This window comes from Herbaspirillum sp. BH-1 (assembly GCF_002870055.1).
GTDB classification, from domain to species: domain Bacteria; phylum Pseudomonadota; class Gammaproteobacteria; order Burkholderiales; family Burkholderiaceae_D; genus Herbaspirillum; species Herbaspirillum frisingense.
In genome coordinates this window covers 35,625-60,628 of sequence record NZ_PKOI01000019.1, presented here as the reverse complement: position 1 = coordinate 60,628, position 25,004 = coordinate 35,625, and the positions used below count along the sequence as shown (strand labels likewise).

Here is a 25,004-nt window from a genome sequence, read left to right as displayed (position 1 = left end):
TCCCCCCTCTTCAACCGCACGGAACATCATGAGCACATCCATCGATTTCTACTTCGACTTCAGCTCTCCCTACGGCTACTTCGGTGCCGTCGAGATCGACAAGCTGGCCGCGCGCTACGGTCGCGCCGTCAGCTGGCACCCGATCCTGCTGGGCCCCATCTTCAAGACCCTGGGCACCAACTCGCTGGTCAACATCCCGGTCAAGGGCGAGTATTCGCGCCATGACATGGAGCGCACCGCCCGCTTCCACAACATCTTCTACAAGGCCCCCAGCAACTTCCCCATCGGCAGCCAGGTCGCCGCGCGCGCCACGCTGTGGGTGCAGCAGACGCAGCCGGCCAAGGCGGTCGAGTTGATCAAGACCTTGTACAGCGCCTACTTCACCGAGGACATCGACATCAGCGTCACCGACAACGTGCTGCGCATCGCCGCCGACCTGGGCATCGACCGCGCCGCGCTGGAGGCCGCCCTGATCTCTCCCGAACTCAAGGACCAACTGCGCCAGGCCACCGAGGCGGCCGGCAAGGCCGGTGTGTTCGGCTCCCCCTTCGTGATTGCCGATGGCGAACAATTCTGGGGCTTCGACCGCTTCGCCCAACTGGAAGCCCTGCTGAAAAACGGAAAGATCTGATGAGCAACAAGAAAGACAAGAGCGGTCCCTGCCCCTGCGGCCAGCCCAGCTTCGACAAATGCTGTGGCCGCTTCATCACCGGCGGCCAGGTACCGGCTACGGCCGAACTGCTGATGCGCTCGCGCTATAGCGCCTATGCCCTGCGCGACGAAGCCTACCTGCGCGCCACCTGGTTCCCCGAGACACTGCCGGACGAAGAGCTCACCAGCGAGACCGACGTCAAGTGGATCGGCCTGGAGATCAAGAAGCACCAGCACGCTGCCGGCAGCGATGCCGCCACGGTCGAATTCGTAGCGCGCTTCAAGGTGGGCGGCAAGGCCCACCGCCTGCACGAGATCAGCAACTTCGTGCGCCAGCCCGATGGCGAGGGACAGATGCGCTGGTACTACGTGGACGGCAGCTTCCCCGAAGGCTGAGGTTTTCTGCACCACGGCGCCACAACAAGAAACTAAAACAGAGAGACGAGAGACCACCATGCCGCAGATTGAAAGCAAGCTCAACCCGCGCAGCGAGGAATTCCAGCACAACCGCGAGGCCATGCAGCGCATCGTGGACGACCTGCGCCAGAAGGTCGCTGCCATCGCCGAAGGTGGCGGCCAGGCGGCCCGCGAAAAGCACCTGGCCCGCGGCAAGCTGTTGCCGCGCGAGCGCGTGCAGATGCTGCTGGACCCCGGCACGCCCTTCCTGGAATTGTCGCAACTGGCCGCCTACGGCATGTACCGCGAGAAGGATCGCGACGGCAATCTCAAGGATGCTGCCCCCTCGGCCGGCATCATCACCGGCATCGGCCGCGTGGCTGGCCAGGAATGCGTGATCGTCTGCAACGACGCCACCGTCAAGGGCGGTACCTACTACCCGATGACGGCCAAGAAGCACCTGCGCGCGCAGGAGATCGCCGAATTCAATCACCTGCCCTGCATCTATCTGGTGGACAGCGGCGGTGCCAACCTGCCCAACCAGGATGAGGTCTTCCCGGACCGCGACCACTTCGGCCGTATCTTCTTCAACCAGGCCAACCTGTCGGCCAAGGGCATTGCCCAGATCGCCGTGGTGATGGGCTCCTGCACTGCCGGCGGCGCCTATGTCCCGGCCATGAGCGACGAGTCCATCATCGTCAAGGACCAGGCCACCATCTTCCTGGCCGGCCCGCCACTGGTGAAGGCCGCCACCGGCGAGGTGGTCAGCGCCGAGGAGCTGGGCGGCGGCGACGTCCATACGCGCCTGTCGGGCGTGGCCGATCACCTGGCCCAGGACGATACCCACGCCCTGGCGATCGCCCGCAACATCGTCGGCCACCTCAACCGCCGCAAGCCACAGCAACTGGCGCTGCGCGAGAGCGTGGAACCCCGCTACCCGGCCCAGGAACTGTATGGCGTCATCCCCACCGATACCCGCAAGCCCTTCGACGTGCGCGAGGTCATCGCCCGCATCGTCGATGCCAGCGCGTTCGATGAATTCAAGGCCCGCTACGGCACCACCCTGGTGTGCGGATTCGCGCACCTGCATGGCATGCCGGTGGGCATCATCGCCAACAACGGCATCCTCTTCTCGGAGGCCGCCGAAAAGGGCACCCACTTCATCGAACTGTGCTGCCAGCGCAAGATCCCGCTGATCTTCCTGCAGAACATCACCGGCTTCATGGTCGGCAAGAAGTACGAGAACGAGGGTATCGCCCGCCATGGTGCAAAAATGGTCACCGCCGTCTCCACCGCCAAGGTCCCCAAGCTGACCGTCATCATCGGCGGCAGTTTCGGCGCGGGCAACTATGGCATGTGCGGCCGCGCCTTTTCGCCGCGCTTCCTGTGGATGTGGCCCAATGCACGCATCTCGGTGATGGGCGGTGAACAGGCCGCCAGCGTGCTGGCCACCGTCAAGCGCGACGGCATCGAAGCCCGCGGCGGCAGCTGGAGCGCCGAGGAAGAGGCCGCCTTCAAGGAACCCATCCGCGCCCAGTACGAAAGCCAGGGCCATCCCTACTACGCCTCGGCGCGACTGTGGGACGACGGCGTGATCGACCCCGCCGATACCCGCCAGGTGCTGGCGCTGGGGCTGTCGGCGGCGCTCAACGCCCCCATCGAAGAGACCCGATTCGGCGTCTTCCGCATCTGAGCCACGCCACCGAGGAGACACCATGTTCAACAAGATCCTGATCGCCAATCGCGGCGAAATCGCCTGCCGCGTGGCCGCTACCGCACGTCGCCTGGGCATCGCCACGGTGGCCGTCTATTCCGACGCCGATGCCCGCGCCAAGCACGTCCAGGCCTGCGACCAGAGCGTTCGCCTGGGACCGGCGCCGGCCAAGGAAAGCTATCTCTGCGCCGACAAGATCATCGCCGCCGCCCTGGCTACCGGGGCCCAGGCGATCCATCCGGGCTACGGCTTCCTCTCCGAGAACGCCGAGTTCGCCCAGGCCTGCGCCGACGCCGGGCTGGTCTTCATCGGCCCACCGGCCTCAGCGATCCGCGCCATGGGTTCCAAATCGGCCGCCAAGGCGTTGATGGAAACCGCTGCCGTGCCACTGGTACCGGGCTACCACGGCGAGCGCCAGGAGAGCGATTTCCTGCGTAGCGAGGCCGACCGCATCGGCTACCCGGTGCTGCTCAAGGCCAGCGCCGGGGGCGGTGGCAAGGGCATGCGCGTGGTCGAACGCTCGGAAGACTTCGAGGCCGCGCTGGCCTCCTGCAAGCGCGAGGCGATCTCCAGCTTCGGCGACGACCGCGTGCTGGTCGAAAAATACCTGACCCGGCCACGCCACATCGAAATCCAGGTCTTCGCCGACGGCCAGGGGAACTGCGTCTATCTGTTCGAACGCGACTGCTCCGTGCAGCGCCGTCACCAGAAGGTCCTGGAAGAAGCCCCGGCCCCCGGCATGAGCTGCGGCCGGCGCGCTGCCATGGGAGAAGCGGCGGTGGCCGCGGCCCGCGCCGTCGGCTATGTCGGTGCCGGCACGGTGGAATTCATCGCCGACTACAGCAGCGGCCAGGACGGCAGTTTCTATTTCATGGAAATGAATACCCGCCTGCAGGTGGAGCATCCCGTCACCGAAATGATCACTGGCCTCGATCTGGTGGAATGGCAACTGCGCGTAGCCGCAGGCGAGGCGCTGCCGCTGGAGCAGGATGCACTGCGCATCAACGGCCACGCCATCGAAGCCCGCATCTATGCGGAGAACCCCGAGAAGGGCTTCCTGCCCTCCATTGGCACCCTCACCCGCATGCGCAGCGCCGCGGCGGTGGAGTTCCGCCTGGGCGAGAATGGTGCCGGGCAGCCGGCGCCGGTGCGCATCGATTCCGGCGTGCGCGAGGGCGATGCCATCTCGCCCTTCTACGACCCCATGATCGCCAAGCTCATCGTCTGGGGCGCCGACCGCCACGCCGCCCTGCGCAACATGGCGCGTGCGCTGGCGCAGTACCAGGTGGTTGGGCTGGCCACCAATATCGGCTTCCTGCAGCGCCTGATTGCCGGTCAGGCCTTTGCCACTGCCGACCTCGATACCGGCCTGATCGAACGTCATCGCGACAGCCTGTTTCCGGCGCCGGTGCGGCCCGGTATCGACACCCTGGCGCTGGCCGCCGCCGCCATCCTGCAGCAGGAGCAGCAGGCGGGCAGCGACACCGACCCCTGGGCGCACACCAGCGGCTGGCGACTCAACACCCGCCTGCTGCGCAGCCTGGACTTCGAGGACGATTCGGGACCGGCGACGGTGCAACTGGACTACGCTGGCGACGGCCGGCACTGGACGCTGCTTGCCGACGGCGGCAAGCATACGCTGGCCTTCGACCCCGGCGGCCAGGATGGCGTACTGGTCTCGCTGGACGGCCGCACATTGCGCGCCGAGGTCCAGCGTGAAGGCGAATGGCTGCACATCTTCGATGGCCAGGGACAGCGCAGCCTGCGCCATCTCGACCCCATGGCCCATGCCGGCCACAGCGAAGCCGAGGGCGGCCGCCTGACCGCCCCCATGCCCGGCAAGATCGTCGCCCTGCTGGTACAGAAGGGCGCCAGCGTGGCGCAGGGTGCGCCCCTGCTCATCATGGAAGCCATGAAGATGGAACACACCATCGCCGCGCCCTCTGCCGGTGTGGTCGAGGACCTGCTCTATGCGGTTGGCGACCAGGTGACCGAGGGCGCGCAGTTGCTGGAATTCAAGGCCGCCTGAGGGCGCCGGGTAGCTTGCCATGAACGCCCCCGCGCTACGTGTGGCCCCTTCCATCCATGTGCTGGAGCGGGGCTGGCTATCCTCCAACAACGTGTTGCTGTTCGGCCGCGACGAAGTGGCGATGATCGACAGCGGCTACGTCAGCCACGCCGAACAGACCCTGACACTGGTACGGCATGTGCTGGCCCAGCGCGGTCGGGACGGGCTGGACCTGCTGGTCAACACCCATCTGCATTCCGACCACTGCGGCGGCAATGCCGCCCTGCAGGAAGCCTATGGCTGCCGCATCGCCATCCCCGCCGCCGAAGCGGACAAGGTGCGCCACTGGGACGAGGACGCCCTCAGCTACCGCGCCACCGGCCAGCGCTGCCCGCGTTTCACGGCGTCGCAGACCATCGCCAGTGGCGACGTGTTGCGCATGGGCGACCTGGACTGGCAGGCGCTGGCCGCCCCCGGACATGATCCGCATGCGCTGCTGTTCTACTGTGCGCAGGAAGGCGTGCTGATCTCGGCCGATGCCTTGTGGCGCAATGGCTTCGGCATCATCTTTCCCGAGCTGGATGGTGAATCCGGATTCGACGAAGCGCGCGCCACGCTGGAGCTGATCCGCACGCTCGACGTGCGTACCGTCATCCCCGGTCATGGCGCTCCCTTCCAGGACATCGACGACGCCCTGGACAAGGCCTTCTCGCGGCTGGACTACCTGCAGGCCGATCCCTTGCGCAACGCCCATAACGGCATCAAGGTATTGGTCAAGTTCCTGCTGCTGGAACGTGGCCGCATCGCGCTGGGGCAGTTGCCGGCGATGATGCGCGACATCCCCTTGCTGCGCATCACCAATGAACGCTTCCTGCAGATGGACGACGTCGCCCTGTCCCGCTGGTGCGTGGCGCAACTGGAACGGGCCGGCGCGGCGCACAGCGACGGCGTGTTCCTGCTGGACCGGTAAGCACACTGACCGCCGCGCAGCCTGAAGCGTGGCGGCCATGCTGTTATCATTTCCCGCTCCATCTACCTACCGCGTTTGATCCGATCCGACTCATGAACGACACCGCCGCACCCCTGCCCTCCTCCGCCCAACGCGTCGCCGACCTGCTGGCCGGCATGGGGCATGACAAACCGGTCGTGATGCTGCCCTCGACCGGCCGCACCTCGGCTGAAGCCGCCGCCGCCGTTGGTTGCAGCGTGGCCGAGATCGCCAAGTCCATCATCTTCCGCCGTATGGCCGACGATGCACCGGTGCTGGTCATCGCCAGCGGCGCCAACCGCGTCGACGAAGCCAAGGTGACCGCCCTGGTCGGCCCGCTGGGCAAGGCCGATGCCCGCTTCGTGCGCGACAACACCGGCTACGCCATCGGTGGCGTCTGCCCGGTCGGCCACGTCGTCAAGCCGGTGATGCTGATCGACCGCGACCTGTTCAACTACGACAGCGTCTGGGCCGCCGCCGGCCACCCGCATGCCGTCTTCAACCTGACCGCAGCCCAACTGCAGGAAATGACCGGCGGCGCCGTCAGCGACGTGCGACTGGATGCCGCGCCGACCGCAGCCTGATCCCAACTGAACCAGACCAGAACAAGAATCCCCACGAACACAACCAACGGAGACAAGCCAGATGAACCTGCCCAAGAAAGTGAAGATCGTCGAAGTCGGACCCCGCGACGGTCTGCAGAACGAGAAGGAAACCATTTCCGCCGCGATCAAGATCGAACTGGTCGACCGTCTCACGGCGGCGGGTTTCCCGAATGTGGAAGCGGCCTCCTTCGTCTCGCCCAAATGGGTGCCGCAGATGGCTACCTCGACCGAGGTCATGCACGGCATCACGCGCAAGCCGGGCGTGGTCTATTCGGCGCTGGTGCCCAACATGAAGGGCTTCGAGGCGGCGCTGGAAGCGGGCGTGGACGAGGTGGTGATCTTTGGCGCGGCCTCGGAAGCGTTTTCGCAGAAGAACATCAACTGTTCCATCGCCGAATCCATCGACCGTTTCGCCGAAGTCGCCAAGGCCGCCAAGGCCCATCGCAAGCGCCTGCGTGCGGCGGTCAGTTGCGCCTTCGGCTGCCCGTACCAGGGCGAGGTCCCGCTGGAGGCGGTGGCCGATGTCGTCCGGCGCTTCCGCGAACTGGGCTGTGACGAGATCGACATTGCCGACACCATCGGCGTGGCCACGCCGGACAAGGTGCGCCCGGTGATGGAAACGGCGATCCGCGAGTTCCACATCGAAGGACTCTCCGGCCACTTCCACGATACCTACGGACAGGCGCTGGCCAACATCTACGCCAGCCTGCAGGCCGGCATCAGCATCTACCACGCCTCCGTGGCCGGCCTGGGCGGCTGCCCCTACGCCAAGGGCGCAACCGGCAATGTCGCCACCGAGGATGTGCTGTACATGATGAACGGGCTGGGGATAGAGACGGGCGTGGACCTGGATGCGGTGGTCGATGCGGGACAGTTCATCTCGCAGCACCTGGGACGCAAGTCGGTCAGCCGCGCAGGCAATGCGATTGCGGCGAAGCGGGCGGGGTGAGGTGAGTGGGGTGAGGCGGGCCGGTTTGAGTCAGCGCTGTTGGACGGTCGCCTCAGCTGCAGTGGTCATACTGAGCGACTGACACCCGGCAAGCAGAATGGCGCGGGGCTGCCTTAGCAGCCACCGCGCCATTGTTTATTCCTTATTGCGATTGCTCACAGCTCACTGCTGACGATAACGACGCAATCCGCGTACCGGCAACTTGTCGGCCTCGATCAGCGCCTTCTTCAAGGCGCGTTTGTGCAGCACGGCGCCGGCGATCAATGCGACGGCAGCCAGGACGATGATGAGGACGTTGACCAGATCGAAGTTTTGCATGATTCCCCCCTGCGACAATTGACGGCTGATGAAACTCGGGCATGGCCCTTCCGGCTGAGCCGGACCCGCAACACGCCCCCGGTGGCGCCTGCGTGGCCTGTTTTACGCCAGGCTTGTGGAAAACATAGCACATGGTCGGGATAAGACAGTAAATCATATAAATAATTTCCTGAAATTTCCCATTCGCGCAACAAAAAGCACGATCGTTATATTTTTTCGACTTTTATCCTATAATCGTCCGACAAAAGCGGCCTTGTGCCTTGATATAACGACAACCAACGAGAGACGACCATGCCACCAGCCCCTGCTTACCCCAAAGCATTGCAAGATCTGCGCCTGCCCATCATCTGCTCGCCCATGTTCATCGCCAGTGGTCCCGCGCTGGTAGCGGCCCAGTGCAAGGCCGGGCTGGTCGGCTCATTTCCCGCGCTCAACGCCCGTCCGGCCGAGCAACTCGATGTCTGGCTGACCCAGTTGCAGGAAGAACTGGCGCAGTGGCAGGCGCAGCACCCGGAACGCAAGGTCGGTCCGATTGCGGTGAACCAGATCGTGCACCAGTCCAATGACCGTCTGGCCCAGGACGTGGCCACCTGCGTCAAGCATCAGGTCCCCATCATCATCTCCAGCCTGCGCGCGCCTCCGCAGGAGATGCTCGATGCCGTGCACAGCTATGGCGGCATCGTGCTGCATGACGTGATCTCCCTGCGTCATGCCGAAAAGGCGCTGGAAGCCGGGGTCGATGGCCTGATCCTGGTGGCGGCCGGCGCTGGCGGCCATGCCGGGACGCTGTCGCCCTTTGCGCTGGTGGGCGAGGTGCGCAAGATGTTCCAGGGGCCGCTGGTGCTGTCGGGTGCCATTGCCACGGGCGACGCCGTGCTGGCCGCGCAGGCCATGGGCGCCGACTTCGCCTACATGGGATCGCGCTGGCTGGCCACGCGCGAATCGAATGTCGATGAGGCCTATCGCCAGGCCATCGTCGACTCCTCCGCGGCCGATGTGGTGTACACCAACCTCTTCACGGGGGTGCACGGCAACTATCTCAAGAAGTCCATCGTCAACGCCGGGCTGGATCCGGACAACCTGCCCGAGGCCGACAAGACCAAGATGAACTTCGGCTCCGGCGGCGGCAGCAAGGCCAAGGCCTGGCGCGATATCTGGGGCGCCGGCCAGGGCGTGGGGCTGATGGACGACGTGCCTGGTGTGGCCGAGATGGTGGATCGGCTGGAGGCTGAGTATCACGCCGCACGTACGCGACTGGCGCTGTAAGAACCTGCAACGCGACGTCGCGGTGGTTCAGGACAAGGCGGATGGGTGACCCCATCCGCCTTTCCCTTTTTGTGCAAGCCTGCACCAGCGCGGCGGAACGCGCCCAGTCCTGGCGCATCCAACGGACGAGTTCATCGCCCCGCCGCGCCCTTCCGGCGCGGTCTGTACGAATCCTCTGTCGGACAAATTCCTATTTTGCATCCTGCCTTGTAACTGGCGGCACTTCTTGTGCGAGGCCCGGTCGTATTTGTTCGCTTCGTGCATGCGCAAGGTAGCCGATGAGCTTGTGAGCCACTGTACTCAAGCTCCTCGGCGCCGGCCCTGCGGCAAAAGAAGAGTCAACCATTTGATGCGAGGACCCCAACATGACCAGCTTCCTGAGAACCAGAAAAGATCGTCATCCCAAACACGACAAACCCCGACTGCCCCATGAGCAGGACCAGAATGCAGACCGTCAGGACCCGGCGCGCAGCGGCCATGCGGTAGACCGCCCGGAAATCCGCCAGGCCTACGACGATATCCGCAAGGGCCAGGTCGATACCGACCTGCGCGGCACCGGCGGTCTGGACGAAGTCAACAAGGGTGCGGGCGGCCGGGCAGCCGGCGCCCCGCGCAAGGAGCCCGACGAAGGATGAGCAGGCGGGACGAAGTGCGGGCGCAATGCCCGCATCCCGCGAGTCCGGGCGGGAGCGGGATTTCGGGACTCAGGGACTAGGAACTTAAGGACCTACAGACCCGAACGCGTAATCCAGTCCGAGAGGATGGCAAACAATTCCTGCGGCTTTTCCATCGGCGTCATGTGACCGCTATCGCCGATGATCTCCAGGCGCGATTGCGGTATCCGTCGCGCCATCTCTTCCGATTCCTCCACGCTGCGCAACTTGTCTTCGTCACTGCTGACGATGAGGACCGGGCACTGCAACTGTTGCAGTTCTTCCGCATTGCTGTCGCGCAGGGTCTGCAGCTGGCGCAGGAAGACTTCCTTGCCGTTGGCCAGTGCCATCGCCTGCAGCCGGTCCAGCAACGTGCGATCGGTGCTCCGTGCCGGATGCAGGGACGACACCAGCGCCCGCGAGGTCAGCCCCTTGAAGGGCGTGCGCTGGGCCATGTCGAGCTGGGCCAGCGTGCCCTGCGATTCACGCTCGGTCTGCGGGCGTGAAGAGGTATTGAGCAGCCCCAGCCCCAGCACACGCTCAGGCGCCTTCAGGGCGATTGCCTGGGCCACGAAGCCGCCCATGGAAAACCCCAGCAGCACGAAGCGCTCCGGCGCCTGACGCAGGACCGCATCGGCCATGGCCTGGATGCCGATATCCTGGCCGAGGTCGCCAAAGGTCAGGGCCCCCAGCGTGGCGAGATCGTCCCGCATGTCGTCCCACAGGTGTTCATTGAGCATGAAGCCCGGCAGCAGGACCAGGTTGCGCATCGTGATATTCCTTGCATCCGTTGTTTCAAGAGAGGCGCTATTGTAGGCGCCCGCGCCATCTACTGCAGCCACAGCGCGCGTCGGCTGGAGCCGGCCATGGCCAGGCACAGCACGCCCAGCAGCGCCAGCGCCGCCTGCAGACCCCAGCCATGCGCCAGGAAGCCGAACACCGGCGGTCCGATCAAGCTGCCGCTGTAGCCCAGCGTGGCCACCGCCGCCAGTGCCGTCGAGCCATGTCGGCCAGCAGCACTGAAGACGAAGGGAAACACCGCCGCCACGCCGGTGCCGGCAATGGCAAACCCCAGGATGGCCACGGCCATGCCGGGCGCGACCACCGCCAGCGCGATGCCGGCGCTGGCGACCAGGGTACCGACCCAGACCACCCGGCGCGCGTCGTAACGGGCCTTGAGACTGTCACCGACCATGCGCATGATCAGCATCATGCCGGCGAAGGCGGCATAGGCCAGCGGTGTGCTGCCATCGCTGGCGCCGATGTGGTCCTTCATGTAGATGCCACTCCAGTCGGCCACCGAACCCTCGACGATGGCCCCGCAAAAGGCGATCACCCCCAGCACCACCAGATGGCCATGCGGTACCGCGAAGAGCTTGCGCTGTGGATCATGTTCCGGGCGGTCGTCGGGCAGGGCCACATAGGCCGCGTACAGGGGATAGAGGAACAGCGCCGCCACCAGCAGGAAGTGCCAGACCGGTGCGATGCCCAGCCCCGCCACCGCACTGGCAATCAGCGCGCCCGAGAAGGTCCCAACACAGAACCAGCCGTGCAGCATCGACATGATGGGGCGCCCGGCATCGCGCTCGGCCTGCGCACCCAGCGCGTTGATGGCGACGTCGAAGCAACTGGAGGCTGCGCCGTACAGGGTGCAGACAAGCATCAGGCTCGCCAGCCCCGGCGCCAGGCCCAGCAGCGGCAGCGACACCAGCAACGCCAGGCCGGCGTAGAGGGTGCTGTGGCGCGCGCCATAGTGCCCGGTGATCCAGGCCGCCAGCGGGAACGAACCGACCGCGCCGATCCCGCCGCACAACAGCACCAGCGCCAGCGTGGCCGCGTCCAGCTGCAGATGATCCCGGATGGCGGGAATGCGTGCGGCCCAGGTGGCAAAGACGATTCCCAGCAGCAGGAAAAACAGGGGAATGGCAAACTTGCGCCAGATCAGGCGCGAGGGAGAAGCAGGACGAGAAGGGGACGGCTTGGTTGTCATCGATAAGTCAGGAATGTAAACTGCGCAAAAATCATTTCTTTCCTGAAATGAGTTTCAGTATTGCAAACCGCTATTATCCGACAACCGGGAAAGCGCATCGTCATGCGCTGTCGGACACCGCGGTGCAGGGCCACCCCCAGGGTGGCCATTCAGAAGCCAACGAACCTGCCAGCTTGCAAGAAGGGCGCATGCCGCCTTGCAGATCACGGATCGAACCGCACTCTGAGCGACCGACGCTGCCGGCGGCTGCAATCTCGCAGGGACAGGAATGCCAGTTTCAGAACCGAACAAGATCTATCAGGAAGTCATCGATGCATTGATCGCCATGCATCGGCTCACTGACGGCTATACGCCCAATCACGAGGATCAGACCGCCGAGCTGGCGGTCATGATCGGGCGGCATCTGCGCCTGCCCGCCGAGCGCATCGACGTGCTGCACATGGCGGCCCAGGTGCATGACATCGGCAAGGCCAGGATACCGCTGGAACTGCTCACCAAGCCGGGCCGCATCACGGCCGACGAATATGGCGTGCTCAAGACCCACGTGCAATTCGGCTACGAGATGCTCAACAAGATCAGCTTCCCCTTCAACCTGGCCGAAATCGTCTGGTGCCACCATGAATACCTCGACGGCAGCGGCTATCCGCGTGGCATCAGCGGCGACGCCCTGCCCTTCGAATCGCGCATCCTGACCGTTGCCGACATCGTCGAATCGATGTCGGCCGACCGCCCCTACCGCAAGTCGCTGGGCATGGCCGTGGCACTGGAAGAAATCCAGCGCCAACGCGGCAGCCGCCTGGACCCGGTGGTGGTGGATGCCTGTCTGCACGTGGTACAGGAGCACAACTGGCGCCCCATCGCCAACTGAGCCAACGCCTCCGCCCACCTCAGCGCATATCTCCCTCCCGCATCGGCTACACTGGGCACCATAACAAGACCGCCCGGAGACGCCATCCCATGACCAGCCAAGCTGCGCATGCGCCCTCACCCTTCATCCTGCGCCACCCCATCCTGACCGCCCTGGCCCTGTCGCTTGGCACCGCCGTGGCACTGGGCCTGGCGCGCTTTTCCTACGCCCTGCTGCTGGCGCCGATGCGCGCCGACCTCGGCTGGCCTTATCTGGTGGCTGGTGGCATGAATACCGGCAATGCCCTGGGCTACCTGCTGGGGGCGTTGCTGACACCCATGCTGATGCGCCGCTACCAGGCGCATCGGGTCCTCATCGCGGGTGCCTTCGGAACGGCGCTGCTGTCCTTCCTGCCGGCCCTGACCACGGACACGCTGCTGCAACTGCTGCTGCGGATGGTCACCGGCGTGACCAGTGCGCTCATCTTCGTCTCGGGGGGACTGCTGGTCAGCCGCCTGGCAGCGCTGCATGCGCAACGCGCGGGCCTGCTGCTGGGGCTCTACTACGGTGGCACCGGCATCGGTATCGTCGCCGCCTCACTGCTGGTGCCGCCCGTCATGGACGCCGCCCTGGCACGGGGCGCAGCCCATCCCTGGCAATGGGCGTGGATACTGCTGGGCCTGCTGGCACTGGTGGCCAGCATCGTCATGGCATTGCCGGCAGCACTGATGCCGACCAGCCCGGCGCAGGCGGCCGGCACCAGCCGTTGGCGGGCGCGCAGCCTGCTGTATGGACTCGTGGGCTATCTCTTTTTCGGGCTGGGCTATATCGGCTACATGACCTTCGTGATCGCCCTGCTCAAGGAAGAAGGCATGGCACCGGCGCGCATCACGCTCTTCTTTGCGCTGCTGGGCGCGGCCACCTTTGCCTCCTCGCGCATCTGGGCGCGCATGCTGGACCGCTTCCGCGGCGGGCAGTCGCTGGCCATCCTCAACGGCCTGCTGTGCGTAGCCACGCTGCTGCCGGCCACGACGGACGCGCCGGTGGCAGTGTTCGCCTCCGGCCTGCTCTTCGGGGGATGTTTTCTCTCTGCGGTGGCCTCGACCACGGCCATGGTGCGCCACAACCTGCCGCCCTCGGACTGGCCGGCCGGCATCAGCGCCTTCACCATCGTCTTCGCGGTCGGGCAGATCATCGGTCCGTCCATCGTCGGCTGGATCGCCGATGGTGCCGGTGGGCTGCAACGCGGACTGGTGTTTTCCGCCCTGATGCTGCTGGCCGGGTCCCTGGTGGCGTGGCGCCAGCGGCCGCTCAGCTAAGGCTTGGGGACGGCGGACGGGCCGCCGGTCCCCGTCGGACTTACTACTGACCCAGATGGCGCCCCAGTGCCTCCACCAGCGTGGCGCAATCCGCATCGGTACCGATGGTGATGCGCAGGAACTGGTTGATGCGCTCGGTCTTGAAGTGACGCACGATGATGCCGTCGCTGCGCAACGCCGCCGCCACAGTAGCCGCATCGTGTTGCGGATGACGCGCGAAGACGAAGTTGGCCGCCGACGGCAGGACCTGGAAGCCCAGGCCTTCCAGCTGCGCCACCAGGGCGGTGCGACTGGCGATGACCATGCCGCAGGTCTTCTGGAAGTAGTCCTCGTCCTCGATGGCGGCAGTGGCGCCGGCAATCGCCGGACGGTCCAGCGGATAGGAATTGAAGCTGTTCTTGACCCGCTCCAGCGCATCGATCAGGTCGGCGTGGCCGATGGCAAAACCGACCCGCATGCCGGCCAGCGCGCGCGACTTGGAGAAGGTCTGCACCACCAGCAGGTTGGGATAGCGCTGCACCAGCGGGATGGCACTCTGGCCGCCGAAATCGATATAGGCCTCATCGACCACCACCACCCGCTCCGGATTGCCCTGCAGGATGCGCTCGATCTGGTCCAGTCCCAGCAGGCAGCCGGTGGGCGCGTTCGGGTTGGGGAAGATGATGCCGCCGATGGCCTCACCCTGGCCGATGTAGTCGTCGGCGCGCAGCGTGAAATCCTCGGCCAGCGGCACGGCGCGATACTCGACCTGGTACAGGCCGGCATAGGTCGGATAGAAGCTGTAGGTGATGTCCGGGAACAGGATCGGCTTGCCATGCTGCAGCAGGGCCTGGAAGGCATGCGCCAGCACTTCGTCGGAGCCATTGCCCACGAACACCTCGCGCGCGCTGATGCCGTCTGCGGCATGGCGGCGGGCGATGGCCAGCTTGAGCGGCTCGGCATCCGGATTGGGATACAGGCGCAGGCTGTCGCTGACTTCACGGGCGATGGCCTGCAGCGCCAGCGGCGACGGGCCATACGGGCTCTCGTTGGTATTGAGCTTGACCAGGCGCGCGATCTTGGGTTGTTCGCCGGGGGTGTAGGGCGTCAGGCGGCTGACGATGGGGCTCCAGAACTTGCTCATGAGAAATCGGCCCGCAGCGGGCCACACAGAATTGAGGGAAAGCGCAGATGGTAGCAAACTTGCCGCCGGGCGGCGGAATGCGCGCTGGAAATCTCAGAAATAGGGCCGGTAGCGCGGCTTGCGCACATCGTCCCGGCGCGACGGTGCGACCTGCACGGGCGTGCTGCTGAGCAGCGAGATGGCGCGGCGGGCAATCTCCGGCGGCAGCCCGATGGCTTCCTGGCAAGCCCGCTGCAGCGCTGCCAGCGAGGCAAATCCGGCCGCCGCAGGCGGTGCGCCGGCATCTTCCATGCGCGCCAGCCCGGCCAGGACCCAGGCCACGCGCTGCTCACGCACCAGGCTGCGCAGCGATTCGCCTTCGGCGAACAGCAGCGCGCGCAGGCGCGCCGGGCTCATCTGCCAGTCACGGGCAATGCCCTCGGCGCGCCAGTCGGCTGCAGGTCGCGCGAAGATCGCGGCGGCCAGGCGACGTGCATGGGGCTTGCTGGCATCGGCCGCACTTTCCATGTCGGCCGGGGATTGCGTCTCCAGCGCCAACGACCAGACGGCCGGACGCATGCCCTGCGCCGCCATGCGCGGGTGGGCCAGGCAGGAGAAGCGCACGAAGGACGGGACGGTGAAGCTCTCGCCCTCCCTCAGTTCGATGGTGACATTGCCGCTCCTGAGCGTGGCTGCGCCCTTCCACACCCGCACCCGCGCCGGCGCGGCGAAACGCAGTTCGCGCAATTGCAGGTGATGATGGGTGACGATGGCCATGGGAATTCAGTTGCGGGAATGTCGGCCGATGGTATGCCAGGCCTGCCCGCCAGACTGTCGTTGCGGTGACAGGCTGCGCCGCCTCATAGCGAGGCCATGCCGAAGGCGCGCAGGCCATCGAGGTCGACCACGCGGATGCTCTGGTAGGAAATCTCCACCAGCCCCAGTTCGGCCAAGTGGCGCATGGCCTGGTTCACGCGCTGGCGCGACAGGCCGGTCAGGAGGCCGATCTCTTCCTGCGACAGTTCCAGTACCTTGGAGGTACGTGGATACAGCATGGGATGGAACAGTTGCGCAATCGCCTGTGCCACGCGGGCATCCACATCCAGCAGACGCTCGTTCTGCACGGTGGCGATGAACTGGCCCATGCGCTCGTTGAGCTGGCCGATCACGAAGGCATTGAAGGGCAGGCTCTCGGCCATCAGGCGATGGAAGGTATCAGCCGGTACCAGCAGGATCTGCGAGGCGCGGATGGCGATGACATCGTAGCGGCGCGGCTCGCGCTTGATCACGCTACCCTCGCCGCACCACCCGCCCTCGGGTACGCCCGACAGCGTGCTGCTGCGGCCGTCGATGTTATAGACGGCCAGCTTGATGAGGCCCTCGTGCACGCCGATCCAGTAATCGGAGCGCTCGCCCCGCCGGGCCACGAAGGCGTCGGCGGCAAAGCGCGACAATTGCGTGGTCGCGGCCGCCAGCGCACGATGTTCGGCCGACAGGGCGGCGAACCAGTCGTATTGCTGCAGAAGCTGCGCCATCTTGCTGCTCATGAGGGGGCTTGGAGGAAGGAGGAAAACGCCGGACATTGTCGCATGTCAGCCTTGTCGTCGTGATGACAAAGCGCAAGCCGGCTTCAGTGCTACCCTAGAGAACTGATCTGCGGCTGATAAAAAATGCACAAGGCCGCCGCCCCACCATCCCCGCCGCTAGGAGACAGACATGGCAGATTTCGACACCGGCCTCGGCCGCAACACCGCCAATTACGCGGCCCTCACCCCCATCGATTTCATCGCGCGTGCCGCCGCCGTCTATGGCAGGCGCACCGCCATCATCCACGGCGCACTGCGTCAGGACTGGGACCAGACCTACCGCCGCACGCGCCGCCTGGCCAGCGCCTTGCAAGGCCTGGGCGTGGGCAAGAACGACACCGTGGCAGCCATGCTGCCCAATACCCCGGCGATGGTGGAGGCGCACTTCGGCGTACCGATGGCCGGCGCCGTGCTCAACGCGCTCAACATCCGGCTCGACGCCGAATCCATCGTCTTCATGTTGCGCCATGGCGAAGCCCGGGTGCTGCTGATCGACAGCGAATTCGCCGCGCTGGCGCAGCAGTTGCGCACGCAATTGCCGGCGCTGAAGATCGTCGAAGTCTTTGATGAACTGGGCCCGCCACCGGTGGCGGGTGAACGCTTCGGCCACCTGGAATACGAAGCCCTGTTGGCCAGCGGTGACGAACAGTTCGACTGGCAGATGCCGGCCGATGAATGGGATGCGATTGCCCTGAACTACACCTCCGGCACCACTGGCGACCCCAAGGGCGTGGTCTACCACCATCGTGGCGCGGCCTTGAATGCGGTGTCCAACATCCTCGAATGGGATCTGCCCAAGCATCCGGTCTACCTGTGGACGCTGCCCATGTTCCATTGCAATGGCTGGTGCTTCCCGTGGACGGTCGCCGCACGCGCCGGCGTAAACGTCTGCCTGCGCAAGTTCGAGCCCAAGCTGGTGTTCGACCTGATCGCCGAGCATGGCATCACCCACTACTGCGCCGCGCCCATCGTCCATGCGGCGCTGGCCAATGCGCCCGAGGGCTGGCGCGCCGGCATCCGCGGTCCGGTCAAGGCGATGGTGGCCGGGGCACCGCCGCCAGCGGCCGTGCTGGCCAAGATGGAGGCGATGCAGTTCGAACTGACCCACGTCTATGGCCTGACCGAGGTCTACGGGCCGGCGGCGGTCTGCGCCGAGCAGGATGACTGGAGCGGCCTGTCGGTGGACCAGCGGGCGGTATTGAAGTCGCGCCAGGGCGTGCGCTACCACCTGCAAAGCGGCGTGACAGTGCTCTCGCCGGACACCATGGAAGCGGTGGCCGCCGATGGCGAAGAGATCGGCGAGATCATGTTCCGCGGCAACATCTGCATGAAGGGCTATCTGAAGAACGACAAGGCCACGCAGGAAGCCTTCGCCGGTGGCTGGTTCCACACCGGCGACCTGGGCGTGATGAATGCCGACGGCTACATCAAGATCAAGGACCGCAGCAAGGACATCATCATCTCCGGGGGCGAGAACATCTCCAGCGTGGAAGTGGAAGATGTGCTCTACCGTCACCCGGCCGTGCTGGCGGCTGCCGTGGTGGCACAGCCGGACGAGAAATGGGGCGAGACCCCCTGCGCCTTTGTCGAACTGAAGGAAGGTGCCGACATCGGCGCGGCCGAACTGGCCGAGTTCTGCCGTGGCCACTTGGCCGGCTTCAAGGTGCCCAAGGCGATCTACTTCGGCCCGTTGCCCAAGACCTCCACCGGCAAGATCCAGAAGTTCGAACTGCGCAAGCGGATGAAGTCGGACAGCGCCATCAACGTCTGAGGCGCGTCGACACTTTCACTGAGGCTTGCATCAGGCCTTGCGCACGGCGATGTGGTACAGGCCCCACGGGCATTGGCCGAAGCGTTCCGGCAAGGGGCGCGCGGTCATCTCCGGGAAGCTGTCGGCGTCATAGACGGCCCACAGCGGACCGAGCCCGCCCAGCGGAATCGGCTTGCCATCCAGATGAGTGGCGACGATGAAGCGGTACTTGGCAATGTCGGCTGCGGACACCAGCACCGCATAGCCATCCACGGCACGCAGGGCGCAGTTCTGCAGCGCGGCGGGGGCGCCACAGACGCGCAGCACCTCCGACAACAAGGGACCGCGCAGGCTATGGCGACGGCGGTCGTATTCCAGCGTGGGGTGGATTTCCACCGAAGGCAGGGCCGACAGGGCGGCAAAGTCGAAGGTATAGGCCTTGTCGAAACTCAGTTTCTGCTTGGCCATCATCTGGTCCAGCGCCGGATCGAGGGCGCCGCGATTGCTGTTGCCGATGTCGCCGGTGACGGTCAGCAACACCGGCCCGGACCCACCGGCCTTCTTGTCCGCAGCCAGCGCCGGCAGGGCGGCCGGTGCGGCCAGCAGGGTGGCGCCCAGGCGCATGAACTGGCGTTTTTGCATGATGGTCCCTTCCTTGGATGATGAATGTGGCCGATTGTAGGCACATAACGGCCCATGAACAACGGCCCGCTTCCATCCGGGAGCGGGCCGCGTGGTATCAGGCGAATATCAGACGAATATCAGGCGAGCATCAGGACTCAGTCACGCGGCGGGCGACCGCGCCAGTAACCGGCCAGCAGCGAACCCGACAGGTTGTGCCACACCGAGAACAGCGCGCCCGGCAAGGCCGCCACCGGGGTGAAGTAGAGCTTGCCCAGGGCTGCCGCCAGACCGGAATTCTGCATCCCCACCTCGATGGCCAGGGTGCGGCATACCGCTTCGTCGAAGCCGAGCAGGCGACCACCCCAGTAGCCACCCAGCAAACCCAGGCCGTTGTGCAGGATCACGCCCACCAGTACCACCAGGCCCACCGAGGCGATGCTGGCCTGACTACCGGCGACCACCGCCGAGATGATCAGCAGGATCGCCACCATCGACACCAGCGAGAGATAGGGTTCGATGCGGCGGATCAGGTTGCCGGCAAACAGGTTCAGCACCAGGCCCACGGCGATGGGCACCACCACGATCTGCACGATGGACATGAGCATGGCATGCGCGTCGAAGTGGATGGAAGCGTCCACATACAGCTCCGTCAGCAGCGGCGTGGCAAATACCGACACCAGCGCCGACAGCGTGGAAATGGTGACCGACAGCGCCACGTCGCCGCGCGAGAGATAGATCATCACGTTGGAGGCGGTACCGGAGGCAACGCTGCCCACCAGCACCATGCCGGCGGTCAGGTCAGGCGGCATGCGCAGCACCTTGGCGATGACCCAGGCGGCCAGCGGCATGACCAGGTAGTGCAGGATGATGCCGGCAGCCACCGGCGCGGGGCGCTTGATGATGCGCTTGAAGTCGTCCACCGTCAGCGTCACTCCCATGGTCAGCATGATCAGGGTGAGGAGCTGGGTGATGTACTTGCCCAGGGGCGTGAAGGTCGGTGGCGAAAAATAGGCGGCGGCGGAAAGCAGCAGCGCCCACACGGGGAAGAGGCGGGTAATCGTGGCGAGCATGTCAGGGCGGATGAATGATGGATACAGTCCTGGGACCCGATGGCAAACGTAGCCCGGGGAGCCAGGTGGCGCGAATTTTTTTATCGGGTGCGCGGATGACGCGAACGAGGAAGGAGAGATCATCGCGCCCGGGATAGGACGGCGGCCTCTTCTCGACCGGGCGCCTGGTGGGCGCGAGGGCGTGATTCTACCCGCGCAGGGCGTTTTCTGCCCGCTCCCGGGCCATGGGAACCGTTCCTATGGGGATGGATCACACTTGAAGGTCAACATCACCTTGGGCGGCATCACCCCGATCACGCCATCGGAGCGCTCACTGCCGGTCACGCGTGTGCGGCGCCCGCGCTGGCGACACCAGTCGTCGGCCTGCTGCAGGCCCTGGAGCGCCACGCCCTCGTTGCCGTGCCAGCGTGAACTGGCCACCAGCAGATAGGTGTCCTTGTCGATCTGCGTGACCGGTTGCGAACTGGCGCAAGCACCCAGCAGCAGACAGATGGCCAGCACCTGGCGCGTCTTCATCGACGTTTCCCCCGAGGATTCCTGTGATGCAGGGATGGTAGCCATCGGCAGGGGCCACGTCATGCATCTCTACAACTCTTTACACGCTATCCCAGCCGAAAAAAAACGCCGCTGACGTCAGCGACGTCCAGCGGCGTTTCCCGGGTACGGATCGATCAGGCGATCAACGAGCCATCAGCGCGTGACCGGCTTGTAGCGGATGCGCTTGGGCTTGGCGGCTTCTTCGCCCAGACGCTTCTTCTTGTCGGCTTCGTATTCCTGATAGTTACCGTCGAAGAAGGTGACCTGCGAATCACCCTCGAAGGCGATGATGTGGGTGGCGATACGGTCCAGGAACCAGCGATCGTGGGAGATCACCAGCACGGTGCCGGCGAATTCCAGCAGCGCATCTTCCAGGGCACGCAGGGTTTCCACGTCGAGGTCGTTGGACGGTTCGTCCAGCAGCAGGACGTTGCCGCCCTGCAGCAGGGTCTTGGCCAGGTGCAGGCGACCACGCTCGCCACCGGAGAGGTTGCCGACGACCTTCTGCTGGTCGCCGCCCTTGAAGTTGAAGCGGCCCAGGTAGGCGCGCGACGGCATTTCGAAGCGGCCCACGGTGAGGATGTCGGCTCCGCCGGAAACGTCCTCGAAGACCGTCTTCTTGTTGCCCAGGTCTTCGCGCGACTGGTCCACCAGCGACACCTTGACGGTGGGGCCCAGCACCAGTTCGCCGCTATCCGGCGTTTCGCGACCGGCGAGCATGCGGAACAGGGTGGACTTACCGGCGCCGTTGGGGCCGATGATACCGACGATGGCACCGGCCGGAATCTTGAAGTTCAGGTCATCGATCAGCAGGCGGTCGCCATAGCCCTTGCTGACGTTCTTGAACTCGATGACTTCATTGCCCAGGCGCTCGGCCACGGGAATGAAGATTTCCTGGGTCTCGTTGCGCTTCTGGTATTCGTATTCGGACAGCTCGTTGAAGCGGGCCAGACGCGCCTTGCTCTTGGCCTGGCGACCCTTGGGGTTCTGCCGTACCCATTCCAGTTCCTTGGCGATGGTCTTCTGACGCGCCGATTCGCTGGCTTCTTCCTGCTTCAGGCGGGCTTCCTTCTGTTCCAGCCAGGAGCTGTAGTTGCCCTTCCAGGGGATGCCGTGGCCACGGTCCAGTTCCAGGATCCATTCGGCGGCGTTGTCGAGGAAGTAGCGATCGTGGGTGATGGCCACCACGGTGCCGGGGAAGCGCTGCAGGAACTGCTCCAGCCAGTCCACCGATTCGGCGTCCAGGTGGTTGGTCGGCTCGTCCAGCAGCAGCATGTCGGGCTTGGAGAGCAGCAGCTTGCACAGTGCCACGCGGCGCTTTTCACCACCGGAGAGCACGCCGATCCTGGCGTCCCAGGGCGGCAGGCGCAGTGCGTCGGCGGCCATTTCCAGTTGCTGGTTGAGGCTGTTGCCGTCAGCGGCGGCGATGATGGCTTCCAGGCGCGCCTGCTCGGTGGCCAGGGCGTCGAAGTCGGCGTCTTCCTCGGCATAGGCGGCATAGACGGCGTCCAGCTTGGACTGGGCTTCGAAGACTTCGCCCAGGGCGCTCTCGACTTCCTGGCGCACGGTCTTCTCGGCGTCGAGTTGCGGTTCCTGCGGCAGGTAGCCGATGTTCAGGTTGGGCATCGGGATGGCTTCACCCTCGATTTCCTTGTCGATGCCGGCCATGATCTTGAGCAGGGTGGACTTGCCCGAGCCGTTCAGGCCGAGCACGCCGATCTTGGCGCCGGGGAAGAAGGACAGCGAGATGTCCTTGAGGATCTGCCGCTTCGGCGGCACGATCTTGCCGACGCGGTTCATGGTAAAGACGTATTGGGCCATGGTATGAGTTGCCAGTAAGAGGGAAACGATGAGCCGGTGTTCAGGCGCTGCCGGCGCCGGGCTCGGTCGAGCTTTGTGCGCGCGAGCGCAGGTAGCGCCACAAGCCTTCGGCGGAGTATACCGCGAGCGCCGCCCAGATCACGCAAAAGCCGATGGCACGGGCGCCGGTGAAGGGTTCGCCGTAGATCAGCACGCCGCCCAGCAACTGGATGGTGGGCGAAATGTACTGCATCAGGCCCAGCATGGACAGCGGGATGCGGCGCGCGCCATGGGCAAACAGCAGCAGCGGTACCACCGTGATGGGGCCGGACAGCATCAGCAGCACCTGGGCGCTGGTAGAGGCATGGGTAAAGGCATTGCTGCCGCGCAGGCTATCGATGCCCAGCAACAGCAGCACCAGCGGCAGCATCAGCAGGGTTTCCAGCGACAGGCCTTCCAGCGGGCCCAGGTGGGCGGTCTTGCGCAGCAGGCCATAGAAGGCGAAGGACAGCGCGATCAGCAGCGAAATCCAGGGCAGCTTGCCGTTGGCGAAGGTCAGCCACAGCACCGCACCCAGCGCCAGCAGGACCGAGAGCCATTGCAGCGGGCGCATGCGCTCCTTGAGGATCAGGTAGCCCATGAAGACGCTCATCAGGGGGCTCATGAAGTAACCCAGGCTGGTATCGACGATGCGCCCGGCATTCACCGCCCAGACATACAGGGTCCAGTTGCCGCTCAGCAGCAGTGCCGACAGCAGGCAACCGCCCACCACCCTGGGCTGACGCGCCACCTCCCCCAGCCAGCGCCACTGTCGCCGCCAGGCCAGCACACCCGCCAGGAACACGCAGGACCAGAACAGCCGGTGCACCACGATATCGAAGGAAGCAACCTCCTTCAACAACTTGAAGTAAAGCGGGAACAGGCCCCACAGGACGGAGGCGGCGACTGCGTGCAGCATGACGGTGACAGGAAAAAAGGAAGGCGGCCGTGACCAGCGCACATGGCTACCAGGCGCAAGACTGATCGGGGCGGTGACAATCCGTCATTATTGCAGGATTCGCCTGGGGCGGCTTGCCCAGGCCCAACATCAGCCGCGTCAGCCGCATCAGCCCAACCGCACTTCCACGCGCGTGGTCATGGCCATGACCTGGCAATCCTCGCTGGCCGCTGCGCGCTCGATCACCAGCACGTCGGCTGCGCCCACCGTGATCAGGGGGTGATGCCAGACGCCGCGCCGCAGCGTCACGCCCTGGCCGGGCTCGATCATGAAGGCGACGATGGCGGCCTCGTCGGGGGTGTCGCCACTGCCGGCCAACACCGCCAGGCAGCGACTTGCGCCCAGCGGGATGAAGCTCTGGCTACCCAGGCGATGGCGCTCGAAGGCGCGCAGGGGATAGGGCGCCCGGTGGGTCTGCGCGTCGGTGCGGAACAGGGCCACGCAGGCGCGCCCGCCCTGCTCCTCTACATCCAGCCGGGCCACGTCATCGAAACGTTGGGTGGTGCCGAAGTTGATCTCACGCCCGGCCTCGCCCGGCGCGAGCAGGTCGCCGTAGGGCGCAAAGGCCCGTGCCGTCAGCGGTTGCGCCAGCACCACCCGCGACGTGGGCTCAGGCGCACTCATGCATCAGTCTCGCGGCGTAGCGGATCAGGGAACGGTCGCTGCCGACCGGCGCGATCAGCGAAAAGCCGAAGGGTGCGCCATCCAGGCGCATCAGCGGCAAGGAGATCTGCGGGCAGCCCGACAGCCCGGCCAGGCAAAGCATGCGCACGGCCTGGTTGCGATAGTTTTCCAGGGACTGTTCGGAGTCGGTCAGCAGTGGCGCCACATCCGGCGCGCTGGGCAACAGCAGCACGCCATCCTGGCCCAGCAGGCGCTGGAAGACTTCGCGGAAGCCGGCGCGCACCGCACTATGCTGCTGCATCTGCTGCGGCGTGATGGTGGCCGACCAGGAGAAACGCTCGGCCACGCCCGGGCCGAGCTGGAAATCATGACGACGGATCTGCTCGCCATGGGCCTGCCAGGCTTCATAGCCCTGGATGTGGCGGAAGGCCCAGTACAGGGTATCGAAGGAAGGCGCGGCGGTCTTCACCGGTTGCGGGGTGCCGATCACGCCGGCCAGACGATCCAGCGTCTGCGAAAACACCTCCTGCACACGGGGCTCCAGCAGGGCCAGCACGTCGGCCGCCACCATGGTGCGTGGCTGCTCGGGCAGGGGCGCGCTATCAGGGCCCAGCAAGACCTCGCCGGCACGGCTGAACACCCCCATGTCGCGGGCGAACCAGCCGCAGGTGTCGAAGCTGCTGGCCAGGTCCATGACCCCGGCCAGCGATACGCGCCCATGCGTGGGACGCAAGCCGATCAGGCCGCAATGGCTGGCCGGCACGCGCACCGAACCGCCGGTATCGGTCCCCAGCGCCAGATCGGCCAGGTCGTTGGAGACCGCCGAGGCCGAACCGGAACTGGAGCCACCGGGAATGCGATCGGGTGCACCGCCGTTGCGCGGCGTGCCGAAGTGGGCGTTCTTGCCATTCATGGAGAAGGCCAGTTCATCGGTATAGACCTTGCCCACGAAGTGGGCGCCGGCCTGCAGCAGTGCCTGCACTGCCGGCGCCGAAGAAGACTTGATGCCGGACATGGCCAGCCTATGCGGATTGCCGCAACCGGTGGGGTAGCCGGCCACATCGAAGATATCCTTCACGGCCAGGCGCACCCCGGCCAGCGGGCCGGCAGCGGCGTTCTCCAGCGGCACGGGAGGATAGGGGACGAAACAGCGGGCGGAGGCAGCAGCAGCAGCGTGGGCATCGGCGGTCATGCAAAGGTCCTTGTCAGG

General features: G+C 65.5%; 25 protein-coding genes. 12 read left to right on the top strand and 13 right to left on the bottom strand.

Translation table 11 applies throughout. The features are described from left to right. Positions 1-28: 28 nt before the first annotated feature. The 7 genes from HBH1_RS20535 (at position 29) to HBH1_RS20505 (ending at position 7,311) form a co-directional block, all read left to right on the top strand. Positions 29-631, top strand: a complete 603-nt coding sequence (locus HBH1_RS20535) for a 2-hydroxychromene-2-carboxylate isomerase (RefSeq protein ID WP_102664161.1) — start codon at positions 29-31, stop codon at positions 629-631. Further along, positions 631-1,047 carry a YchJ family protein gene (locus HBH1_RS20530; protein WP_006464591.1) on the top strand — a complete coding sequence of 139 codons (417 nt, stop codon included), beginning with the start codon at positions 631-633 and terminating at the stop codon, positions 1,045-1,047. The genes HBH1_RS20535 and HBH1_RS20530 overlap by 1 nt, the downstream gene beginning before the upstream one ends. A 58-nt stretch (positions 1,048-1,105) precedes the next feature. After that, positions 1,106-2,740 (top strand): carboxyl transferase domain-containing protein, encoded by a 1,635-nt coding sequence (locus tag HBH1_RS20525; protein ID WP_102664160.1) that lies wholly within the window; start codon positions 1,106-1,108, stop codon positions 2,738-2,740. 22 nt (positions 2,741-2,762) lie between these two features. Further along, positions 2,763-4,790 carry an acetyl/propionyl/methylcrotonyl-CoA carboxylase subunit alpha gene (locus HBH1_RS20520; RefSeq protein ID WP_102664159.1) on the top strand — a complete coding sequence of 676 codons (2,028 nt, stop codon included), beginning with the start codon at positions 2,763-2,765 and terminating at the stop codon, positions 4,788-4,790. A gap of 19 nt (positions 4,791-4,809) precedes the next feature. After that, on the top strand, positions 4,810-5,739 hold the full coding sequence (locus HBH1_RS20515; protein ID WP_102664158.1) for an MBL fold metallo-hydrolase: 930 nt from the start codon (positions 4,810-4,812) through the stop codon (positions 5,737-5,739). Positions 5,740-5,831: 92 nt separating this feature from the next. Further along, positions 5,832-6,341, top strand: a complete 510-nt coding sequence (locus HBH1_RS20510; RefSeq protein ID WP_102664157.1) for a YbaK/EbsC family protein — start codon at positions 5,832-5,834, stop codon at positions 6,339-6,341. Positions 6,342-6,402: 61 nt separating this feature from the next. After that, a complete protein-coding gene (locus HBH1_RS20505) occupies positions 6,403-7,311 on the top strand; it encodes a hydroxymethylglutaryl-CoA lyase (protein WP_102664156.1) in 909 nt (302 codons plus the stop codon). 162 nt (positions 7,312-7,473) lie between these two features. On the opposite strand, the gene HBH1_RS25260 is transcribed toward HBH1_RS20505, so the two are convergent. Next, positions 7,474-7,629, bottom strand: a complete 156-nt coding sequence (locus HBH1_RS25260) for a hypothetical protein (RefSeq protein WP_166757989.1) — start codon at positions 7,627-7,629, stop codon at positions 7,474-7,476. A 291-nt stretch (positions 7,630-7,920) separates the two neighbouring features. Between HBH1_RS25260 and HBH1_RS20500 the strand changes: the two genes are divergently transcribed. Both HBH1_RS20500 and HBH1_RS20495 read left to right on the top strand, forming a co-directional pair. Continuing rightward, complete coding sequence (locus tag HBH1_RS20500; protein ID WP_102664155.1) at positions 7,921-8,895, top strand: NAD(P)H-dependent flavin oxidoreductase; 975 nt, start codon at positions 7,921-7,923, stop codon at positions 8,893-8,895. Between the two features lie 365 nt (positions 8,896-9,260). Continuing rightward, on the top strand, positions 9,261-9,530 hold the full coding sequence (locus HBH1_RS20495; RefSeq protein WP_077237301.1) for a hypothetical protein: 270 nt from the start codon (positions 9,261-9,263) through the stop codon (positions 9,528-9,530). A gap of 92 nt (positions 9,531-9,622) precedes the next feature. Here HBH1_RS20495 and HBH1_RS20490 read toward each other — a convergent pair whose 3' ends face one another. Both HBH1_RS20490 and HBH1_RS20485 read right to left on the bottom strand, forming a co-directional pair. Then, positions 9,623-10,318 (bottom strand): alpha/beta fold hydrolase, encoded by a 696-nt coding sequence (locus HBH1_RS20490; protein WP_102664154.1) that lies wholly within the window; start codon positions 10,316-10,318, stop codon positions 9,623-9,625. Positions 10,319-10,377: 59 nt separating this feature from the next. Continuing rightward, the gene (locus HBH1_RS20485) at positions 10,378-11,538 is read right to left on the bottom strand and encodes an MFS transporter (RefSeq protein ID WP_102664153.1); all 1,161 of its coding nucleotides are present in this window, start codon (positions 11,536-11,538) and stop codon (positions 10,378-10,380) included. A 268-nt stretch (positions 11,539-11,806) separates the two neighbouring features. On the opposite strand from HBH1_RS20485, the gene HBH1_RS20480 reads away from it, so the two are divergent. Both HBH1_RS20480 and HBH1_RS20475 read left to right on the top strand, forming a co-directional pair. Continuing rightward, on the top strand, positions 11,807-12,406 hold the full coding sequence (locus tag HBH1_RS20480) for an HD-GYP domain-containing protein (protein ID WP_006464601.1): 600 nt from the start codon (positions 11,807-11,809) through the stop codon (positions 12,404-12,406). Positions 12,407-12,495: 89 nt separating this feature from the next. Next, positions 12,496-13,704, top strand: coding sequence for a YbfB/YjiJ family MFS transporter (locus HBH1_RS20475; RefSeq protein WP_102664152.1), 1,209 nt, complete (start codon positions 12,496-12,498; stop codon positions 13,702-13,704). 43 nt (positions 13,705-13,747) lie between these two features. On the opposite strand, the gene hisC is transcribed toward HBH1_RS20475, so the two are convergent. From hisC to HBH1_RS20460, 3 genes are all read right to left on the bottom strand, one after another. Then, positions 13,748-14,827 (bottom strand): histidinol-phosphate transaminase, encoded by a 1,080-nt coding sequence (gene hisC, locus HBH1_RS20470; RefSeq protein WP_102664151.1) that lies wholly within the window; start codon positions 14,825-14,827, stop codon positions 13,748-13,750. A gap of 93 nt (positions 14,828-14,920) precedes the next feature. Then, positions 14,921-15,583, bottom strand: coding sequence for a hypothetical protein (locus tag HBH1_RS20465; RefSeq protein ID WP_102664150.1), 663 nt, complete (start codon positions 15,581-15,583; stop codon positions 14,921-14,923). Between the two features lie 83 nt (positions 15,584-15,666). After that, the gene (locus tag HBH1_RS20460; protein ID WP_077237306.1) at positions 15,667-16,341 is read right to left on the bottom strand and encodes a Crp/Fnr family transcriptional regulator; all 675 of its coding nucleotides are present in this window, start codon (positions 16,339-16,341) and stop codon (positions 15,667-15,669) included. Between the two features lie 181 nt (positions 16,342-16,522). Between HBH1_RS20460 and HBH1_RS20455 the strand changes: the two genes are divergently transcribed. Continuing rightward, the gene (locus tag HBH1_RS20455) at positions 16,523-18,163 is read left to right on the top strand and encodes an acyl-CoA synthetase (protein ID WP_102664149.1); all 1,641 of its coding nucleotides are present in this window, start codon (positions 16,523-16,525) and stop codon (positions 18,161-18,163) included. Between the two features lie 30 nt (positions 18,164-18,193). Here HBH1_RS20455 and HBH1_RS20450 read toward each other — a convergent pair whose 3' ends face one another. From HBH1_RS20450 to HBH1_RS20420, 7 genes are all read right to left on the bottom strand, one after another. After that, a complete protein-coding gene (locus HBH1_RS20450; RefSeq protein ID WP_006464608.1) occupies positions 18,194-18,784 on the bottom strand; it encodes a putative pterin-binding protein in 591 nt (196 codons plus the stop codon). A gap of 137 nt (positions 18,785-18,921) precedes the next feature. Then, entirely contained in the window at positions 18,922-19,836 is a 915-nt protein-coding gene (locus tag HBH1_RS20445; protein ID WP_006464609.1) for a ketopantoate/pantoate/pantothenate transporter PanS, read from the bottom strand. A gap of 237 nt (positions 19,837-20,073) precedes the next feature. Beyond that, positions 20,074-20,352: a hypothetical protein gene (locus HBH1_RS20440; RefSeq protein WP_102664148.1), complete on the bottom strand. Its 279-nt coding sequence runs from the start codon at positions 20,350-20,352 to the stop codon at positions 20,074-20,076. A 174-nt stretch (positions 20,353-20,526) separates the two neighbouring features. Next, positions 20,527-22,194 (bottom strand): energy-dependent translational throttle protein EttA, encoded by a 1,668-nt coding sequence (gene ettA / locus HBH1_RS20435; protein WP_102664147.1) that lies wholly within the window; start codon positions 22,192-22,194, stop codon positions 20,527-20,529. Positions 22,195-22,234: 40 nt separating this feature from the next. Then, positions 22,235-23,131, bottom strand: coding sequence for an EamA family transporter RarD (gene rarD / locus HBH1_RS20430; RefSeq protein ID WP_102664146.1), 897 nt, complete (start codon positions 23,129-23,131; stop codon positions 22,235-22,237). Positions 23,132-23,278: 147 nt separating this feature from the next. Beyond that, positions 23,279-23,794: an ureidoglycolate lyase gene (locus HBH1_RS20425; RefSeq protein WP_199181631.1), complete on the bottom strand. Its 516-nt coding sequence runs from the start codon at positions 23,792-23,794 to the stop codon at positions 23,279-23,281. Beyond that, complete coding sequence (locus HBH1_RS20420; protein ID WP_102664144.1) at positions 23,781-24,986, bottom strand: amidase; 1,206 nt, start codon at positions 24,984-24,986, stop codon at positions 23,781-23,783. The genes HBH1_RS20425 and HBH1_RS20420 overlap by 14 nt, the downstream gene beginning before the upstream one ends. Between the last annotated feature and the right edge of the window lie 18 nt (positions 24,987-25,004).

Excerpts from the sequence above, each read along its gene's own strand:
- HBH1_RS20535 (WP_102664161.1), top strand. The coding sequence starts at position 29 with ATGAGCACATCCATCGATTTCTACTTCGACTTCAGCTCTCCCTACGGC.
- HBH1_RS20530 (WP_006464591.1), top strand. The coding sequence starts at position 631 with ATGAGCAACAAGAAAGACAAGAGCGGTCCCTGCCCCTGCGGCCAGCCC.
- HBH1_RS20525 (WP_102664160.1), top strand. The coding sequence starts at position 1,106 with ATGCCGCAGATTGAAAGCAAGCTCAACCCGCGCAGCGAGGAATTCCAG.
- HBH1_RS20520 (WP_102664159.1), top strand. The coding sequence starts at position 2,763 with ATGTTCAACAAGATCCTGATCGCCAATCGCGGCGAAATCGCCTGCCGC.
- HBH1_RS20515 (WP_102664158.1), top strand. The coding sequence starts at position 4,810 with ATGAACGCCCCCGCGCTACGTGTGGCCCCTTCCATCCATGTGCTGGAG.
- HBH1_RS20510 (WP_102664157.1), top strand. The coding sequence starts at position 5,832 with ATGAACGACACCGCCGCACCCCTGCCCTCCTCCGCCCAACGCGTCGCC.
- HBH1_RS20505 (WP_102664156.1), top strand. The coding sequence starts at position 6,403 with ATGAACCTGCCCAAGAAAGTGAAGATCGTCGAAGTCGGACCCCGCGAC.
- HBH1_RS25260 (WP_166757989.1), bottom strand. The coding sequence starts at position 7,629 with ATGCAAAACTTCGATCTGGTCAACGTCCTCATCATCGTCCTGGCTGCC.
- HBH1_RS20500 (WP_102664155.1), top strand. The coding sequence starts at position 7,921 with ATGCCACCAGCCCCTGCTTACCCCAAAGCATTGCAAGATCTGCGCCTG.
- HBH1_RS20495 (WP_077237301.1), top strand. The coding sequence starts at position 9,261 with ATGACCAGCTTCCTGAGAACCAGAAAAGATCGTCATCCCAAACACGAC.
- HBH1_RS20490 (WP_102664154.1), bottom strand. The coding sequence starts at position 10,318 with ATGCGCAACCTGGTCCTGCTGCCGGGCTTCATGCTCAATGAACACCTG.
- HBH1_RS20485 (WP_102664153.1), bottom strand. The coding sequence starts at position 11,538 with ATGACAACCAAGCCGTCCCCTTCTCGTCCTGCTTCTCCCTCGCGCCTG.
- HBH1_RS20480 (WP_006464601.1), top strand. The coding sequence starts at position 11,807 with ATGCCAGTTTCAGAACCGAACAAGATCTATCAGGAAGTCATCGATGCA.
- HBH1_RS20475 (WP_102664152.1), top strand. The coding sequence starts at position 12,496 with ATGACCAGCCAAGCTGCGCATGCGCCCTCACCCTTCATCCTGCGCCAC.
- hisC (WP_102664151.1), bottom strand. The coding sequence starts at position 14,827 with ATGAGCAAGTTCTGGAGCCCCATCGTCAGCCGCCTGACGCCCTACACC.
- HBH1_RS20465 (WP_102664150.1), bottom strand. The coding sequence starts at position 15,583 with ATGGCCATCGTCACCCATCATCACCTGCAATTGCGCGAACTGCGTTTC.
- HBH1_RS20460 (WP_077237306.1), bottom strand. The coding sequence starts at position 16,341 with ATGGCGCAGCTTCTGCAGCAATACGACTGGTTCGCCGCCCTGTCGGCC.
- HBH1_RS20455 (WP_102664149.1), top strand. The coding sequence starts at position 16,523 with ATGGCAGATTTCGACACCGGCCTCGGCCGCAACACCGCCAATTACGCG.
- HBH1_RS20450 (WP_006464608.1), bottom strand. The coding sequence starts at position 18,784 with ATGCAAAAACGCCAGTTCATGCGCCTGGGCGCCACCCTGCTGGCCGCA.
- HBH1_RS20445 (WP_006464609.1), bottom strand. The coding sequence starts at position 19,836 with ATGCTCGCCACGATTACCCGCCTCTTCCCCGTGTGGGCGCTGCTGCTT.
- HBH1_RS20440 (WP_102664148.1), bottom strand. The coding sequence starts at position 20,352 with ATGAAGACGCGCCAGGTGCTGGCCATCTGTCTGCTGCTGGGTGCTTGC.
- ettA (WP_102664147.1), bottom strand. The coding sequence starts at position 22,194 with ATGGCCCAATACGTCTTTACCATGAACCGCGTCGGCAAGATCGTGCCG.
- rarD (WP_102664146.1), bottom strand. The coding sequence starts at position 23,131 with ATGCTGCACGCAGTCGCCGCCTCCGTCCTGTGGGGCCTGTTCCCGCTT.
- HBH1_RS20425 (WP_199181631.1), bottom strand. The coding sequence starts at position 23,794 with ATGAGTGCGCCTGAGCCCACGTCGCGGGTGGTGCTGGCGCAACCGCTG.
- HBH1_RS20420 (WP_102664144.1), bottom strand. The coding sequence starts at position 24,986 with ATGACCGCCGATGCCCACGCTGCTGCTGCTGCCTCCGCCCGCTGTTTC.